Annotated in this window: 14 protein-coding genes; 1 reads left to right on the top strand and 13 read right to left on the bottom strand. The window is 68.1% G+C overall.

Features of this window, described 5'->3' with window-relative positions:
* Positions 1–38: 38 nt before the first annotated feature.
* The 10 genes from HK401_RS11070 to HK401_RS11025 form a co-directional block, all read right to left on the bottom strand.
* Positions 39–947, bottom strand: coding sequence for a Rossmann-like and DUF2520 domain-containing protein (locus HK401_RS11070; protein WP_181274708.1), 909 nt, complete (start codon positions 945–947; stop codon positions 39–41).
* Positions 944–2,815 (bottom strand): PH domain-containing protein, encoded by a 1,872-nt coding sequence (locus HK401_RS11065; RefSeq protein ID WP_181274707.1) that lies wholly within the window; start codon positions 2,813–2,815, stop codon positions 944–946. Before HK401_RS11065 ends, HK401_RS11070 begins: the two co-directional genes overlap by 4 nt.
* Before the next feature lie 2 nt (positions 2,816–2,817).
* The gene (locus HK401_RS11060) at positions 2,818–3,318 is read right to left on the bottom strand and encodes a PH domain-containing protein (protein ID WP_181274706.1); all 501 of its coding nucleotides are present in this window, start codon (positions 3,316–3,318) and stop codon (positions 2,818–2,820) included.
* Positions 3,315–3,776, bottom strand: coding sequence for a DUF3180 domain-containing protein (locus tag HK401_RS11055; protein WP_181274705.1), 462 nt, complete (start codon positions 3,774–3,776; stop codon positions 3,315–3,317). Before HK401_RS11055 ends, HK401_RS11060 begins: the two co-directional genes overlap by 4 nt.
* Positions 3,777–3,810: 34 nt before the next feature.
* Positions 3,811–4,719, bottom strand: a complete 909-nt coding sequence (gene folK, locus HK401_RS11050) for a 2-amino-4-hydroxy-6-hydroxymethyldihydropteridine diphosphokinase (protein ID WP_181274704.1) — start codon at positions 4,717–4,719, stop codon at positions 3,811–3,813.
* Positions 4,716–5,648 (bottom strand): dihydropteroate synthase, encoded by a 933-nt coding sequence (gene folP, locus HK401_RS11045; protein WP_373563651.1) that lies wholly within the window; start codon positions 5,646–5,648, stop codon positions 4,716–4,718. Before folP ends, folK begins: the two co-directional genes overlap by 4 nt.
* A 31-nt stretch (positions 5,649–5,679) precedes the next feature.
* Entirely contained in the window at positions 5,680–6,303 is a 624-nt protein-coding gene (gene folE, locus HK401_RS11040) for a GTP cyclohydrolase I FolE (protein WP_219921875.1), read from the bottom strand.
* Positions 6,303–8,423: an ATP-dependent zinc metalloprotease FtsH gene (gene ftsH / locus HK401_RS11035; RefSeq protein ID WP_181274703.1), complete on the bottom strand. Its 2,121-nt coding sequence runs from the start codon at positions 8,421–8,423 to the stop codon at positions 6,303–6,305. Before ftsH ends, folE begins: the two co-directional genes overlap by 1 nt.
* Before the next feature lie 256 nt (positions 8,424–8,679).
* On the bottom strand, positions 8,680–9,231 hold the full coding sequence (gene hpt / locus HK401_RS11030; RefSeq protein WP_181274702.1) for a hypoxanthine phosphoribosyltransferase: 552 nt from the start codon (positions 9,229–9,231) through the stop codon (positions 8,680–8,682).
* A 46-nt stretch (positions 9,232–9,277) separates the two neighbouring features.
* Positions 9,278–10,549 carry an MFS transporter gene (locus HK401_RS11025; protein ID WP_181274701.1) on the bottom strand — a complete coding sequence of 424 codons (1,272 nt, stop codon included), beginning with the start codon at positions 10,547–10,549 and terminating at the stop codon, positions 9,278–9,280.
* 102 nt (positions 10,550–10,651) lie between these two features.
* Here HK401_RS11025 and HK401_RS11020 point away from each other — a divergent pair, with 102 nt between their 5' ends.
* Positions 10,652–11,941: an amidohydrolase family protein gene (locus HK401_RS11020; protein ID WP_181274700.1), complete on the top strand. Its 1,290-nt coding sequence runs from the start codon at positions 10,652–10,654 to the stop codon at positions 11,939–11,941.
* 88 nt (positions 11,942–12,029) lie between these two features.
* Here the strand turns inward: HK401_RS11020 and tilS are convergent, their stop codons facing one another.
* The 3 genes from tilS to HK401_RS11005 are packed head-to-tail and all read right to left on the bottom strand — an operon-like array spanning position 12,030 to position 15,668.
* Entirely contained in the window at positions 12,030–13,097 is a 1,068-nt protein-coding gene (gene tilS, locus HK401_RS11015; RefSeq protein WP_181274699.1) for a tRNA lysidine(34) synthetase TilS, read from the bottom strand.
* Complete coding sequence (locus HK401_RS11010) at positions 13,090–14,106, bottom strand: Rv3626c family coenzyme F420 biosynthesis-associated protein (RefSeq protein WP_181274698.1); 1,017 nt, start codon at positions 14,104–14,106, stop codon at positions 13,090–13,092. The genes tilS and HK401_RS11010 overlap by 8 nt, the downstream gene beginning before the upstream one ends.
* Entirely contained in the window at positions 14,103–15,668 is a 1,566-nt protein-coding gene (locus HK401_RS11005; RefSeq protein ID WP_258234144.1) for a D-alanyl-D-alanine carboxypeptidase/D-alanyl-D-alanine-endopeptidase, read from the bottom strand. Before HK401_RS11005 ends, HK401_RS11010 begins: the two co-directional genes overlap by 4 nt.
* Positions 15,669–15,727 lie beyond the last annotated feature (59 nt).

The raw sequence follows: 15,727 nt of genomic DNA, 5'->3' as shown, positions 1-15,727 counted from the left end.
CCCGCCGGAATCGGTCGAGCAGCACCGCTGGGGTCGACTCAGGACTCGAGCAGGGCCTGATCGAGGACGCCGAGGATCTCCTGCGCGGCCGCTTCGGTGATGCGTCCCATCGCCAGCGCCTTCGCCGTCGTCGACCGCGCCAGTGCGATGTAGCTGTTGCGGGCCGCAGGGTTCGACCGACTCAGGCTGTATTCGCTCAGCGCCGCCAGGTGCGCCTCGACCGTGCCGACGTCACCGCGGCTGACGGGCCCCGTCAGCGCCTTCGCGCCGCTCTGCAGGGTGTTCGCGGTGCTCGCGTCGATGAGGGCGTGGAGCACGTGAGACGGATCCTCGACCCCCGCCTCGGCGAGCATCTCCATCGCTTCGGCGATGATCGTGATCGAATGGTTCGACGCATGCGTGATGGCCGCGTGGTAGAGCGGGCGGTCGGCCTCGGCGATCGCGATCGGTTCGGCGCCGAGTTCGACCACGAGTGCCTCCCCCACCGGTCGGATCGGCGCGGCGGCCGTGACGGCGATCGTCGCCTGCCGCAGCCGGGTGAGGTCGACGTCGGTGCCCGTGAACGTCAGGGACGGGTGCAGGGCGATGGGCAGGGCGCCGAGGCGGGTCCCGGCTTCGAGCACATCCGTTCCGTACCTGCCCGAGCAGTGGATGAGGATCTGCCCGGAATGGATCCGACCGAGGTTCGCCAACCCCGTGGCCAGGGGCGCGATCTCATCGTCCGGTACGGCCAGCAGCACGAGTTCGGCGCGTTCTGTGATGGCGTCGGGATCGAGGATCGGCACACCGGGCAGCATGTCCGCGGCGCGTTCGCGACTGGCCGCCGAGGTGGCGCTGACTCCGATGATCGCGTGGCCTGCCTGCCGCCAGGCTGCTCCGATGCTGGCTCCGACCCGACCGCAGCCGATGACTCCGATGCCCAGCCGTGGAGCCTCGTCCTGACTCATCGTTCATCCTCTCTGCCGCCCGGGGCGGTCTTGGCCGCGGCGTCGAAGCGCTGACGAGCGATGCGGGTGCGTTCGGCGTGTTCGATGAAGAACCGCTTGGCGTCCTCATCGCTCTGGTGGGTCACGGTCGGGTGGATGGGCCCGGCGGTCGAGTGCACCGACACCGTGCCGAGTCCGCGGGCGCGCATGAGCGGGCCCTGGTGGTATCGCAGGGACTGCACGCGCACATGCGGGACGAAGTCGACGCGGCGGTCGAGTGCGCCGAGGCGCAGGACGAGCAGCGAACCGGTCAGCGCGTAGGCCCGCCGCCTCCACACCAGCGGGTCGAGGATCCGGGAGGAGCGGGGTTGGCCGTGGAAGAGGGCTTCGGCGTCGGCCGCCTGCGGATGCGTGGACTTGCGGTCGTACATCGCCGAGCGGACGAGGGTGTCGGCGGCGACCCCCTCAGGCAGCTGCGGGTCGGGCAGTGCGAGGCCGACCATGAGCAGGGCCTGGTCGACATCGCCGACGGGCAGCAGCAGGTTCGAGTCCTTGTCGCTGCTGTCGCTGGCGATGTTGTATTCGGCCTGCCACCATCCGGCCCACCGCCACAGCAGCGGCTGGTGCAGGCAGACCGCTTGGATCCGATCGAGGGGGATGACCTTGCGGGAGGTGGAGAACAGTCCGTGGTTGACCGCGAGCCCGGATTCGCCGAGGCGGACGACGAAGTTCGCGTTGTCGAGGTTCTTCCGGAACACGGAGAAGGCCGCGAAGACACCGGGCAGGACACCGACGAGGATCGGGATGAAGGCTTCCTTGATCCCGAGCGCCAGCATCACGATGGCGGCGGTGATGACGGCCAGCACGACGATGACGGAGATGAGGGTTTCGGTCTTGAGCAGCGAGGCGACGACGACGCGGTGGACGGGCACCCGGATGATCTCACCCTCCTCCCCGATGCTCGGCGCGAGGTGGTACGGGGCGAGCAGATCGCCGAGGCTGCCTTCGGCTTCGGACGAGACGCCGTCGGCCATGGCACCGAGTCGTTTGGTCAGGCGCACACCGAGGCTGTCGTCGCCGCGTTCGGGAACGGACCGGTCGACGCCCGACTCCGGTTCGTCTCCGAGGCCGCCGGCTGCCGGTGCGACTGGCGTCCCGGGCGTCTCGGCCGTCGGGCTCGCAGCCGCCGGTCCCCTCGCCGCCTGCGCAGAGGCCGCAGACCCGCCCTCCGGAGCGGGGGCGTGCGTGTGGGCTTCCGCACCCTGCTGCTTCTTCGTCCTGACGGTGCGCAGGAGTTCGTCGCGCAGTTCTTCGGCGCGCTTCTTCGACAGGTACTTCAGGGAGATGTTCGAGTCGGTGCCGCCGGCGACGTCGAAGACGAGTTCGGCCATGCCGAGCATCCGCGGCAGCAGCTTCTGCTGCAGGTCGATCGACTGCACCCGGTCCAGGCGAGCCTTGCGCAGCTTCTTCGACAGCAGTCCACGCCGGTAGTAGATCGCCTCGTCATCGACGCGGTATCCCATCACCCTCCACGCCAACCAGCTGAAGAAGGCGGTGAGCAGGAGGATGAGGATGATTCCGCCGACGACTGCGAGGATCACGAGCGGATGCGTACGCAGCCAGCCGGCGAAGGTGAGGTCGACGGACTTTCCGTTGGCCAGGTCCTCGACGGCCGACTGGAAGAAGTTCTGCAGGCTGTACGCAGCGGCGATGACGATGCCGACGAGGACGCCGATGCTCTCGAGGATCGGCGTCAGCGGATGGACACGATGCCAGACTTCGGGGGCGGCCGCCTCGGCGACGGCACCCCCGGTTCCCGCATCCGCTGAGGCACGGGTCTGCTCTGCTGAGGCACGGGTCTCCTCGGTGGGCTTCGGTTCCTCGCTCATCGTCACAGTCCCGCCAGGTTGGCCTGGCCGAGTCCGGCGAGGCTGTCGCGCAGCCGGTCGGCCTCGGCGCGGGGCAGTCCGGGGATCGTCGCATCCGTGGCCGCCGAGGCGGTGTGGAGTTTGACGGTGGCCAGGCCGAACATGCGGTCGATGGGGCCGGCGTCGACATCGACGAACTGGAGGCGACCGTAGGGCACGACGGTGGCCTTGTGGAACATGATGCCGCGGCGGATGAGCAGGTCGTCCTCGCGTTCGGCGTAGCCGATGGCCCGCGCCTGACGGAGGATGATGATGGTGGAGATGATCCCGTAGACGAGGATGGCCGCCCAGATGAGGTGGAGCCAAGGCACATCGGCGGTGAAGATGATGGCGAAGACCAGGGCGACGATGAGCATCGGGATGAGCAGGGTCAGTGAGGCGAGGACCTCTTTGAGGCCGTACTTCGGGCTGACGCGGTTGAAGGGCACATCGGCTCCGATGGAGAACGAGAGGTCACGGTTCATGCTGTTTCAGCTCCAGGCGGGTCTTGGGGCGGGATCTCGCAGAATCCCTCGACGATGATGCCGACGATCATGAGTGCCGCGGCGGAGATCATCGCGACAAGCATACCTGCCGCGAGGTCGTTGCGGATGCCCGGGGCCGACAGGAAGTAGTAGCCCGCGTTGCCGAGGTACCAGCCGGCCAGGCCCGCCCCGGTCAGGGCGCTGGCCTTGGCCATGACGGCGACCCGGGCGGCTTGGAGCGGGTCGATCTCCTTGGTCCGGTCCCCGTCGTTCCACTTCTTGATCGGCCAGCCGAGGACGAGCAGGACTGCGGCGAGGACGAGCATGCCGATGATCGCGAACCACGGCAGGCCGGGCAGTGCGAAGCCCTGGCTTTCGAGCACCACGTCGACCACGATCGCGAGCACCGTGCCGATCACGGCCCAGACGGCGAGGGTGGACGAGGAGGTTCTCTGCATGGAATCCAGTCTCTCAGATCGCGGTCGGTCTCGGTCAGGTGATCCGGGTGACTTCTTGGTCGTCGAGGTCGTCGAGCAGCTCGCCGATCGGGCGTCTGCCCTGCGGGGTCAGCACGGTCACACCTGCGTCGAGCTCGGCCCAGGGGGCGAGCACGAAGGCCCGTTCATGGGCGCGCGGGTGCGGCAGCGTGAGACGATCCGTGTCGCTGACCAGTTCGTCGTCGCCCGCGCCGAAGCGGATGAGGTCGATGTCGAGTGTGCGCGGCCCCCAGCGCAGCTCCCGGGTGCGCCCGCAGGCGACTTCGATGCCCTGGGCGACCGCCAGCAGCTCGGCGGCGTTCAGGGTGGTGTTGACGATGAGCCCGAGGTTGAGGAAGTCGTTCTGGTCGACCCCTCCCCAGGGCGCCGTCCGATAGAGCGAGGAGCGTTTCTCGACGCTGATCTCAGGGTGCCGCTCGAGCGCCTCGACGGCCTGGTCGAGGGTGTCGCGGGCATCACCGAGGTTGGCCCCGAGGTTGAGGTGGGCCTCGCTGCGTCCGGCCGACCGATCAGTTCCGTTCGCTGCTGCGCGGCGGCGTTCGACACTGACGCTGACGTCGTTGAAGGTCCGTCGGATCGGTGCGGAGGGTTTGTGGACGACGACCTCGACGTGATCGCACAGGTTCAGGCAGTGATCCGCGATGGTCTCGGCCAGGGTCTCGATGAGGTCGAAGGTGGTGTTCTCGACGATGCCGGCGACGTCTTCGGCGAGTTCGCCGTAGTGGATGGTCTCGGTGAGGTCGTCGGTCGCCGCCGCCCGGGCCACGGAGGTGTGCAGGGTGACGTCGATGACGAAGTCCTGGCCTTCGCGCTTCTCGAATTCGAAGACGCCGTGGTTGCCGTGGACGCGCAGTCCGCGCAGCTCGATCCGGTCCGGCGCCGTGGCTGCCGCACTCTCGCTCATACCGCTCCCCCGCTCTGCGCCGGCCCGGCAGAACCGTCAGTCCCGGCTGAACCGCCGGTCCCGACGTGCGCCGGGGCGTGGTCGACGACGGCGTCGACGACTCGGCAGGCGATCGCCGAGGTGGCCGGATCGTGGACGCGGACCGCCCAGGCGCCGGCCTGTGCGGAGATGGCCGAGATCGTGGCCGTCGCCTGATCCTTGGCCGCCTGTTCGGCGAGCTTCGGGTCCTCAGGGCTGATGAGGCTGGAGATGAAGCGTTTGCGGCTGGCGGCGACGAGGAGTCGGTGGTCGAGGACGGAGAACGCGTCGAGGGCGGCGAGGATCTGCCAGTTGTGTTCGGCGTTCTTCGAGAATCCGAGCCCTGGGTCGACGATGATGTTCGCAGGGTCGACCCCGACGGCGATGGCTTCGTCGATGCGGGCGCGCAGCTCGTCGATCACCTCGGCGACGACATCGTCGTAGTGGAAGGTCGCTGATGCCTGATCGAGGTAGCCGCGCCAGTGCATGAGCACGACGGGTGCGGCGGACTCGGCGGCGAGCGCGAGCATGCTGGGGTCGGACTGACCGGCGGAGACGTCGTTGATGATGTGGGCACCGGCGGACAGGGAGTCCCGGGCGACGCGGGCGCGCATCGTGTCGACGCTGATCACAGCGCCGGCGGCGGCGAGTTCACGGACGACGGGGATGACGCGACGCAGCTCTTCGTCTTCGTCGACGCGCACGGAGCCGGGCCTCGTCGACTCCCCTCCGACGTCGATGATGTCGGCGCCGGCGGCCATGAGTTCGAGCCCGTGGGCGACCGCCTTCTCGTGATCGAACCAGAGTCCTCCGTCGGAGAACGAGTCCGGGGTGACATTGAGGACGCCCATGATCTTCGTGCGTTCGCGCCGTCCGGGAACGTGCATCGCTGCCTCCTGCTTCGCAGACATGTCCATCGTCGGTTCTCTCACGTCCGAGTCTCTAGCGGCCGAGGATCAGGCTCATCGCTTCGGCGCGGGAGGCGCTTTCGCGCAGCTGCCCGCGCACGGCCGAGGTGATCGTCGAGGCTCCGGGCTTGCGGACCCCGCGCATCGTCATGCACAGGTGCTCGGCTTCGACGACGACGATGACGCCCTGAGGTTCGAGGTGTTCGACGAGGGCGTCGGCGATCTGCGAGGTCAGGCGCTCCTGAACCTGCGGACGGCGGGCGTAGATCTCGACGAGGCGGGCGAGCTTCGACAGGCCGGTGACCTTGCCCTGCTTGCTGGGAATGTAGCCGATGTGGGCGACGCCGTGGAAGGGCACGAGGTGGTGTTCGCACGTCGAGTACAGGTCGATGTCGCGGACGAGCACGAGCTCTTCGTGGCTGATGTCGAAAGTGACGCCGAGGACCTCGGAGGGCTCGCGGTGGAGTCCGGCGAAGATCTCCTCATACGCCCGCGCGACACGGCCAGGGGTCTCGACGAGTCCTTCCCGGTCGGGGTCCTCGCCGACGGCGATGAGGATCTCACGTACGGCAGCGGCGATTCGGCCCTGGTCGACCTTGTTCTCGTGCCCTGCCGGAGGCTCGCCGAGACCGGCGACTGCCCCTTCGATGTCGGCCATCAGATGCTGTTCCCTCTGTCATCGTTCGGGTTCTGGGATCCCTGTGTGCCCGGATCGTTCGGGTTCTGGGGTCCCGGCGGATTGTGCGGCACGTTCGGTCCGCTCACACCCGAAGGTCCGGCGCCGGGGATGTCGGTCGTGTCCACCTCGGCGTCGGTCGAACCCTCACCTGAGGTCCGGCCGTTCTGCGGGGCGGGCGGATCGATGGGTCCGCGTTCGGACACCGGGCGGTCGTCGTGGGCCAGCCACACGTCGCGGACGGGGCGCTTGACGACGGCGGCGAAGATCGCCTCGAGAGCCGCCTGGTCGAGGGTCTCGCGTTCGAGCAGCTGGTAGGCGAGATTGTCGAGGACGTCGCGGTTGTGCGTCAGCGCCCAGTAGGCGTCGGCGTGGGCGGAGTCGATGAGTCCGCGGACCTCGACATCGATCGAGGACAAGGTCGAGTCGCCGTATTCGTCGCCGCCGCCGTAACCGCGTCCGGCGAAGGGCTCGGACTGATCGTCGCCGATCTTGACCATGCCCAGCTTCTCGCTCATGCCGTACTGGGTGACCATCTTCCGGGCGATGTTCGTCGCCTTCTCGATGTCATTGCTCGCTCCGGTCGTCGGATCGTGGAAGACGATCTCCTCGGCCACGCGTCCGCCCATCGCGTAGGCGAGCTGGTCGAGCAGCTCGTTGCGGGTGGTGGAGTACTTGTCCTCGCTCGGCAGCACCATAGTGTAGCCCAAAGCCCGACCGCGCGGGAGGATCGTGACCTTCGTGACCGGGTCGGTCTGGTTCATGGCCGCGGCCACCAGAGCGTGTCCGCCCTCGTGGTAGGCGGTGACGAGGCGTTCCTTGTCGTTCATCAGACGGGTCCGCTTCTGCGGGCCGGCGATGACCCGGTCGATGGCTTCGTCGAGGATCCGGTTGTCGATGACCTTCGCACCTTCGCGGGCGGTGAGCAGGGCCGCCTCGTTGAGGACGTTGGCGAGATCCGCGCCGGAGAACCCGGGGGTGCGCTTGGCCACCTGGCCGAGGTCGACCTCGTCGGCCAGCGGCTTGTCGGCGGCGTGGACCTCGAGGATGTGCTGGCGGCCCTTCATATCCGGGGCTTCGACGGGGATCTGCCGGTCGAAGCGGCCGGGACGCAGCAGCGCCGGGTCGAGGACGTCGGGACGGTTCGTCGCGGCGATGAGGATGACGTTGGTCTTGACGTCGAAGCCGTCCATCTCGACGAGGAGCTGGTTGAGCGTCTGCTCCCGCTCATCGTGACCGCCGCCCATGCCGGCGCCGCGCTGGCGGCCGACGGCGTCGATCTCGTCGATGAAGATGATGCACGGGGCGTTGGACTTCGCCTGTTCGAAGAGGTCGCGGACGCGCGAGGCACCGACGCCGACGTACATCTCGACGAAGTCCGAACCGGAGATCGAGTAGAACGGCACACCGGCCTCACCGGCGACGGCCTTCGCCAGCAGGGTCTTACCGGTGCCGGGCTGGCCGTAGAGGAGCACGCCCTTGGGGATCTTCGCGCCGACGGCCTTGAACTTCTCGGGTTCGGCGAGGAACTCCTTGATCTCTTCGAGTTCTTCGAGGGCTTCGTCCACGCCGGCGACGTCCTTGAATGTGACGTCCGGGTTCTCCTTGTTGACGAGCTTGGCCTTCGATTTGCCGAAGCTCATCATCTTCCCGCCCGACATCTGGGAGATGAGGAACCAGAAGACGATGAAGATGATGACGAACGGGATGAGGGTGCCCAGCAGCGACATCAGCCAGGACTGTTTGGGCACCTCGTCGGTGAACCCCTTGTCCGGCTTCGCGGTGTCGACGGCCTTGACGACCTGGTCGCCGCGCTGTTCGATGTAGAAGAACTGGACCTTCTTGCCGAAGTCCTTGCCGTCGACCTTGTAGTCGTCCTTGAGGGTGAGGTCGACGCGCTGATCCTTGTCGACGATCTTCGCCTGTTCGACCTTGTCGTCTCCCAGCAGCTCCAGACCCTGTTCTGTGTCGATCTGGCTGAAACCGGTCTGGCTGAAGAGCAGAGCGCCGATCGAGACCACGAGCAGCGCCATGACGATCCAGACCAGTGGGCCCCTCGTCGCCTTGTTCAGCAGCGGGCGACGTTTCTTCGACTCGGCCATAAGTCCTCTCAGGAAAAAGATGTGGGCAACCGTTTCAGGCTACCTAGGCTGCCTGGGAACATCCCCCACAGCCTAGTACTTCGCACCGGCACAGCCCGAATCGACGGGCCCTGCGATGCCGATGCACCGCGACCGCGAGTCACCGCGATGCCGACGCACCGCGATGACAGTGCACCGGCATAGCCCGAATCCGAGCGGATCTATTCCGCCGCGGACAGTGGGAGACAGGCCGGTTCGCCGCGAGCGTAAAACAGACTCAGCTGTAGACGTGCTGAGCCAGCGTCGCCACGAAGGGCACGTTGCGGTACTTCTCGGCATAGTCGAGGCCGTAGCCGATGACGAATTCGTTGGGCACGTCGAAGCCGACGTACTTGACGTCGATGTCGACCTTGACGGCCTCGGGCTTGCGCAGCATCGTGCAGATCTCCACGGTCGCGGCACCGCGGGTGCGCAGGTTCTGGACCAGCCAGGACAGGGTCAGACCGGAGTCGATGATGTCCTCGACGATGAGGACGTGACGATCAGTGAGGTCGGTGTCGAGGTCCTTGAGGATGCGCACGACGCCGGAGGACTTCGTCCCCGATCCGTAGGAGGACACGGCCATCCAGTCCATCGTCACCGGTGAGTGCAGGGCGCGGGCGAGGTCGGCCATGACCATGACGGCACCCTTGAGCACGCCGACGAGGAGGATGTCCTTGTCTCTGTAGTCGTCATCGATGGCGGCTGCCAGTTCAACGAGTCGTGCGGCTATCTGCTCTTCCGAGACGAGTACTTTGTCGATGTCATTGCCGAGATCGTTGATGTCCACGAGTGTCGATTCTCCTCAGATGGGGTCCTGGTGCTTCCATTATGGGTCAGTCTCTCGCCCCTGTGCCACCGGGACCGCCGTGTGGTTCGAGTTCGTCGTCGACGCTGCCGGGCCCCGCCGAGGCCCAGCCGGTGATTCCCATGAGAGCGGAGACTGCGACCATGAACATCAGCGGCACGCTCCAGCCTCCGCTCCAGCCGAGCAGACCGCCGACCACCAGCGGTCCGACCGCGGCGAGGACGTAGCCGGTCGACTGCACGAACGCCGAGGTGGAGGCCGTGACGGACACGTTCCTGGTCCGAGAGGTGATGAGGGCGAGCGCTGCGGGGAACGCGAATCCTCCATAGGCGAGGAAGACCGCCCACAGCGCGGGCAGGGTATCGGGAGCCAGCAGCAGGCCGAGGTAGCCGGCGACGGCGCTGACGGCGAAGGAGACGAGGAAGGCGCGCGGGGCGATGTTGCGGACGATGATCTGCGGGGCGAGGAATCCGCCGGGCAGCCCGCCGAAGCTGACGATGGTGAGCATGATCCCGGCGAGGAACGGGTCGAGGCCGGCGTCGCGGTAGATCTGCGGGACCCAGCCGAACTGGACGTAGGCGTTGGCCGATTGGAGCCCGAAGAACATCGCCATGTACCGGGCCTTCGGAGAGGTGAAGACGGATCGCCGAGGCGGCGCGTCCTGCGACTCCTCACCCGCCTCGGTGCGCTTCCGCCCTGGGTCGGGGACGGAGCCCAGCAGCCTCAGGGCGGTCCAGGTGATGAGGGCCGAGGCAGGGATGAGAAGCCAGAAGCCGAGGCCGAAGCGCCAGCTGCCGAATGCCTCGACGATGGGGGCGGTGAACAGCGAGGGCAGCATCGAGCCGAGCCCGAGGGAGACGGTGAAGGTCGTGGCTCCGAGCGTGGGCCGGTGCGGGAATCGGGTCTTGACGTAGACGGGCAGGATGACGTTGCCGATCGACATCCCGGCCAGCGCGAGGACCGTGAGCAGAGCGAAGAACGTCCATTCGCCGACGACCGCGCGCAGCCCGACGCCGAGGACGATGAGGGAGCAGCTGAGCGCCAGGCTCGCAAACAGCCCGAGCCTCTTCAGCAGGGGTACGGCGATGATGCCGCAGATCGCGAAGACGAGGCCGGGCAGGGCCGTGAGCAGACCAGTCTGCCATTCCGCGAGCGAGAACCCGTCGCTGACCTCGGCGAGCACGGGTCCCAGCGACGAGGCGGCCGGTCGCAGAGAGGCGGCGATGAGGACGAGGCAGGCCAGTGCCAGCACATCGAGTCCGCGCGAGCGGCGGAACCCGAGCTCGGGCGAAGTCGTCATGAGCTCATCCTTTCAGACGCCTGTCATCGTTAGGCGGCGGGGACCGCGACAGGCCCACGCCGCCTCCGATGGTATACCGTTTTCTCGGCTTAGGCTGAACCCATGACGACTGTGAAGAATGTGCGACTGTTTCCGCGTGTGCCCGAGGCCCCGGCGGTCGATGTCGAGATCTCAGAAGGCCGGTTCTCCGGCTTCTCCCCTGCCGCCGGTGCTCCGACCGCGGGGGCCGACTCGGCAGACCAGCACAGCTTGGGACCTGATTCGGTCACCGGCCCCGAGGTCATCGACGGGGCGGGGCGGATCCTGCTGCCCAGCCTCGGCGATGTCCATGCGCACCTGGATTCGAATCGGATGGGTCAGACCTTCCGGCCGCACACCGCCGACGGCACCCTGCACGGATACATCATGAACGATCGGGAGAACTGGCGGTCCGGGGAACGCAGCGTCGCCGCCCAGGCCGCCTACGCGATCGAGACGATCATCGCTTCGGGTGGGACCCGCATCCGCTCGCACGCCCAGGTTGATGCCGACTGCGGGCTCGAGCGGTTCCACGGGGTCAAGGAGGCTCTGGCTGCGCATGCCGATGTCCTCGACTTCCAGATCGTGGCGTTCCCGCAGGCCGGGATCGTTGCCGAGCAGGGTGTGCGGGAGCTGCTCGATGCGGCACTGTCCGAGGGCGCCGATCTCGTCGGGGGTCTCGATCCGCTGCTGTACGACCGGGATCCGGTCTCCCACCTTGACGTCGTCTTCGATCTGGCCGAGAAGCACGGCAAGGGCATCGACATCCATCTCCACGAGGCGGGGACGGCGGGGCTGTTCTCGCTCGAGGAGATCGCGGCCCGCACCCGGGCGGCGGGCATGGACGGGCAGGTCACGGTCTCTCATGCCTTTGCGCTGAATACGAACCCGGAGTCCGAGGTCGGACGGATCCTCGATGTCCTCGCCGATGCCGGAGTGTCCCTGACGACGGTGGCACCGGCCAAGGGGGCGCTGCCGCAGGCGCTGATCGCTGAGCGTTCCATCGCCCTCGGCCTCGGTGAGGACGGTCAGCGCGACTACTGGGGTCCCTACGGTGATGGTGACCTGCTGCGCCGGACCTGGCAGCTGGCGTTCACGAACGGCTTCCGGCGTGATGCCGATATCGAAGGCTGCCTCGACATCGCCTCCCGCGGAGGTGCCCGGGTGATGGCCGGAGCCCGCCCGGACGGTACGGAGCTGCTCGATGACGACCGCTTCGGTCTGGCTCCAGGCGCCCCGGCCGACTTCGTTCTCCTCGATGCCGACACGGTGACCTCGGCGATCATGGACTGCCCGACGGAACGCGACGTGTTCAAGGCGGGAAGGCTCATCGCCTCGGGTGGGCGGCTGCTCGACGGAACCCGGCTGAGCTGATCACGCCCGGCCGGTCACGGTCGGTGACGAGCCGCCCGGGCCGGTCGGTGACGAGCCGCCCGGGCCGGTCGGTGTCAGCCGGGACCGGTCAGGTGTCCGTGCGCGCCTTGGCCGCCGCCTGGAACACGATCAGGCCGCGATCGATGACGACCTCGGTATCGCCGGGCAGCGACAGTCGGCCGCGGTTCCGGCTGCGGATGAGGGTCATCAGTTCGGCCACCCGGGCGGCGCCGAGGTTCTGCGCACTCACCCCGAGGGAGAGCACCCAATCGCGGACGACGCGGCCGAGCACCGCGTCGTCGAGGGCTGTGAAGGAGTCCACCGGCACCGAGGCGACGCCGAGGAATCGTGCCCCCGCCTCTTCCGCGCGGTCGTCGAGGAAATCCGCATCGGCGCGACACAGGTCGGCGGTGCGGGCGAGGTTCGCGGTGATCGGCTGTCCGAGGTCGGTCTCGAGACCGGCGAGCAGTCGCCGGGTGCGGACCCGGGCGAAGGAATCGTCGTCGTTCATCGGGTCGTTCCAGACCTCGATGCCCTGTGCCGAGCAGGAGGATTCGGTCTGCTCCCGGTCGAGGCCGAGCAGGGGGCGCAGCACTCGGCCGGTGCGCGGGCTCATCCCGGCCAGGGAGCGGGTTCCCGAACCGCGCATGAGTCCGAGGAGCACGGTCTCGGCCTGGTCGCTGCGGGTGTGGGCGGTGAGAATCCATTCGGCGTCGGCGTCGATCCGTGCGTCGTCGAGCGCGGTGTAGCGGGCGTCGCGGGCGGCGGCTTCGAGCCCTTCCTGTCCGGCGGTGATGGTCACGGTGCGGATCTCGGCGGGCACCCCCCAGGACTCAGCGGCGGCGACGACACGGCGGGCCACCTCGGCGGACCGGGACTGGAGTCCGTGGTCGACGGTCACGGCCCGGGCGCAGACCTCCCCGCGCCGGTGCAGGAAGGCGGCCGCGTGGAGCAGCGCCATCGAATCCGCTCCCCCGGACACCGCGACGATGGCACTCGGGACGGCACCAGAACCCGACCTCGCGGTGCCCGCCTCACCAGCGTTCGGGCCTGCGCCGACGGCGTCAGCCTCGGCCAGCCCGGCCCGCACGGCGTTGCGGACGGCTCCGCTGGCCGGGTCGAGGGTCGGCCGCCTCGGCGAAGGGGAATCAGCCATGGACACGGTCGAGCCAGAGCTGCGGCTGATGGATCTCGTTCGTCGACGGCAGATTCGCAGGTTCGGCGTAGATGCGGGAGAAGCCCTTCTGCCCGACCTCGCGGCGCACGGCCCGGACGAACTTCGCGCCGTCGCGGTATTGGGCGAGTTTGAGATCCATGCCCAGCAGATTCGACAGGAACCCGCCCTGTCCGGCGTCCCGGCGGGCCTCGAACTTCCGCCGCAGGCGACGCACGCTGGGGATCGCCCCGGCCCCGACCTCGTCCATGACGACGTCGGCATGCCCTTCGAGGAGGGAGAGGATCGCGGTGGCCTCGTCGAGGGCGGCGCGCATGTCATCGTCGCGGATGAGGTCGACGAGGCTGGCCTCACCCTTGACGATGCGTCCGAGTGTCGCGAAGAGGTCGACGATTCCGCCGACGCCGGGCATCGTCACCCGTGTGGACACTACCCCGGAGAGGAGGGTGCGCATGTGGTCGCGCAGCCATGGAGCGGTCGCGAACTGGACCTGGTGGGTGGCTTCGTGGAGGGCCACCCACATGCGGAAGTCGCGCGGGTCCACCCCCATCGCCTCCTCGGCGACGAGCACGGCAGGGGCGACGAACATCAGCCTGCCGGTCTCGACGGCGAAGGGGTCGAACTGTCCGAGCACCCGCGTCGAGAGCAGGGACAGGACACCCGCGACCTCGACGGCTGCCCCCTTGGCGGTGGCCGGGGTCACCGGCGCCAGCAGGGCCGCATCGTCGACCACGCCGTTGATCGACTGGGCGTTGGCCTTGACCCAGCTGACCTGGTCGAGGACGAGCACGGTGCCGGCGGCCAAGCGGGTGCGCACCGCATCGGCGTGGTCGGCCTCGAGCAGGAACGAGTCGAGGACGAGGTCCTGGGCGGTGAGCGCGTTGTCCTTCATCCCGGTCACGAGCGCATCGAGATCGTCTGAGTCGGGGACCTTCTTCGCGGCGACGAGCTCACGGGCGGTGCGGGCGGCGAACTTCTCATCGACGATCATCGGCAGCCGCAATCCGCAAGGGAGGTGACGATGTCGTCCACGGTCGTTCTGGCTTCCAAAATCTTGTCCTTGTCCACGTCGTCGATCTGGATGGAGAACACGAGGTAGCGGCCCTCGGCGTCGAGCACGCCTCCGGCCAGTGAGGTCACGGTTGAGAGCGTGCCGGTCTTCGCGTGCACGATCCCCGAGGCGTTCTTCTCATCGAGGAACCGATCGTGCAGGGTGCCGGTCAGCCCGCCGACGGGGAAGTAGCTGATGAGGCCGGCGAGGGAATCATCGGCGACGACCGAGGCCTGCAGGACGGTGGTGAGATCGTGCGGGGCGATCCGGTTGTCATAGGACAGCCCCGAGGTGTCCACGAGGTCCGTGCGACCGAGGTCGACGGTCTCGCCGAGTGCGGAGAGCACCGCCTTCGGCCCTTCGGTGAGGCTGCCGTCCTGGCCCTCGGCGATGGCGACTTCGTTGCCGAGCACCTCGGCGACGACGTTGTCGCTGTGGACGAGGGCGTACTGAACGATCTCGGAGATCGTCGCCGACTCCACCCGGGCGAGTTCGGCGCCGTTGGTGTTGTCGGTGCCGTCGGCGTTGTCGGTGCCGTTCGCACCGCCAGCGAAGTCGCCTCCGGAGTCGCTTGCGGAATCCTTGTCCCCGCCGCCGTCCCCGCCGGTCACGTCGATGCCGGCCTTCTTCAGTTCCTTCGCGAATGCGGCGAGCGCATCCTTGGCCGGGTGTTCGCTGCGGGCGCGCCATTCGCGGTCCTTCGACCCGATGTAGCCGGTGTCGATCATGAGCGGTTGGATGGGGGTGATGACTCCCTTGGCGATGTCCGCCCGCTCCCACCCGGAGGCGAAGTCCTCGCCCGTGTAGCGGCTCGTGTCCAGGTTCAGCGTCACCTCGGCGACGTCGTCGTCCTTGAGTGCCGCAGCGGTGTCCTCGGCCAGAGTCCGCAGCCCGCCGTGTCCGTTGACCGAGGCCGGATCGGAGTCGCCGGCCGAGAGCAGCGGGTCGCCTCCCCCGGTCAGGGTCAGGGTGTTCGTGGACTCGTCGAAGTTCGTCGTCGTGGCCAGGCGGGTCTGCCCGCCGATGGATTTCAGTGCCGCGGCCGCGGTGAACACCTTCGTCACCGAGGCGGGTGTGCGCGGCGTCGTCTCGTCCTTCGCGTACAGCACGTCATCGGAAAGCCCGTCGCGGACCTCGAGGCCGAATCCCTTGACCTTCGAATCTTTGAGGATGGCGTCGACCGTCTTCGCAACCGTCGTCGGCACGGGGGCGGAGTCGTCCACCGCCGAGGCGGGGGCGGGCACGTCCTTCGCCTCCGCCTGCGGAGTGGGAACGGTCTGGACCTCGATCTGCGGAGCCGTGGTGAGGAAACCGGGCAGGTCGGGGACGAGGTCGTAGGCGTCGACGGCGGCGTACCCGCCGAGGATGAGGACGAGGACTCCCGCGGTAATGCCCGCGGCCTTGCCCCGCCTGCGTCGGCGTGTCCGCTGCGTGCGTTCTGCGCGTGGGGATTCGGGGTCCGTCGACTTCGGCGCCTCCGGCTCATCGGGGCTGTCGTTCAAACGCGTTCTCATTCCTCGGCGACCGCGATCCGGCCGCCGTCGGTGGACGTGACGGGGAC

It is taken from the genome of Brevibacterium oceani, assembly GCF_013623835.1.
In the GTDB taxonomy this organism is placed as follows: Bacteria; Actinomycetota; Actinomycetes; order Actinomycetales; family Brevibacteriaceae; genus Brevibacterium; species Brevibacterium oceani.
This window is presented reverse-complemented; position numbering and strand designations above follow the sequence as displayed.